The following is a 1,098-nucleotide window of genomic DNA, read 5'->3' on the forward strand; positions in this document are numbered from 1 at the left end:
GTTTTGAGTGTTGGAGTGTACATGGGCTTTATTTTCTTTGGGGACAACTCGTTGAGTGTTCTTCTTGAACTCGAAGAACATCAAGATTATCTGAGTGAAGACATTGAACGGCTTAAAGCCGAAAATGCCTCTTTGCAAAAACAGTATTTTGAGCTCAAAGAGCTTGATGCTGATTCACAATAGTGATGGGAGATTTATGAAATACTCTATTTGCCTCTCCTTTTTACTCCTCTCTTCTTTGTCCGCACGAGAAAATCCATTTTTTCCCCTCGATGAATCCAAAAAACAAAAAGTGACCTCAAATATTCCGGATGTACGTCCGCAAATGGGAACAATTAACTACACTTTTCCTGATCAAGCTCGAGTATTAAAAGAGGTCACGCTAAGTGTACAAAATCTTGATGGAAGTATCGAAGAGAGAAAAATACAGGTGGATCAAACTATCGATTGGCATCGTCCTCTTGTCCTTTCTCAAGGGGGAAAATCTGCACAGACAGTTGCTGCTAAAAATTCTTCTGTAGCCAATTTCGGATTTGTGCAATTTTATTCAAAAGGGAAGAGTCTGAGTGTAAAAGCACCTGATACGCTGGTTCGTCATTTTGTCTTAAGTGACCCTAATCGGATTGTTCTCGATTTTAAGCATGCCGCTTCCTTTAAATCCGAGAAAAAGACCCTGAATGCTGCTCCGTATCTTGATGTGACTTTGGGAAATCATGGACAGTTCGCTCGTGCTACGATTACTCTTGATGGACATTACAGTTATACATTGAATAAAGCGGGTGAATTGATCACGATAACGTGCAAGTAAAATAAAAGTGCGCTGATTAGTAGGGGAGAGATTTCTCTCCCGCGGGAGAGAAGGGGAGATTACGCTACGGCAGCCAAAGCAGCGTCGTAGTTCGGCTCTTCTGTGATTTCAGGAACGATCTCTTTGTAGGTCACGATTCCCTCTTCGTTAACTGCGAAGATTGCGCGGCATGTTACACCTGCAAGAACTGAACCGCCAAGCAATACACCGTATGCGTTTGCGAAATCTTTGTTACGGAAATCTGAACATACTGTCAAATTATCGATCCCCTCAGCTTGGCAAAAACGGCC

Annotated in this window: 3 protein-coding genes; 2 read left to right on the top strand and 1 reads right to left on the bottom strand. The window is 42.3% G+C overall.

Annotation, left to right across the window (positions count from 1 at the left end):
• Nucleotides 1-183, top strand: a 183-nt coding sequence (locus Q7V20_RS15935) for a hypothetical protein (protein WP_304793240.1), incomplete at its 5' end; no start/stop codon positions are given.
• Nucleotides 167-808, top strand: coding sequence for an AMIN domain-containing protein (locus Q7V20_RS15940; protein WP_304793243.1), 642 nt, complete (start codon nt 167-169; stop codon nt 806-808). The genes Q7V20_RS15935 and Q7V20_RS15940, both read left to right, overlap by 17 nt.
• A 59-nt stretch (nt 809-867) precedes the next feature.
• On the opposite strand, the gene Q7V20_RS15945 is transcribed toward Q7V20_RS15940, so the two are convergent.
• Nucleotides 868-1,098: redoxin family protein (locus Q7V20_RS15945; protein WP_304793246.1), on the bottom strand; the 231-nt coding region annotated here is incomplete at its 5' end.

Source organism: Aquabacterium sp., from assembly GCF_030652515.1.
Classification (GTDB): domain Bacteria; phylum Pseudomonadota; class Gammaproteobacteria; order Burkholderiales; family Burkholderiaceae_C; genus Aquabacterium.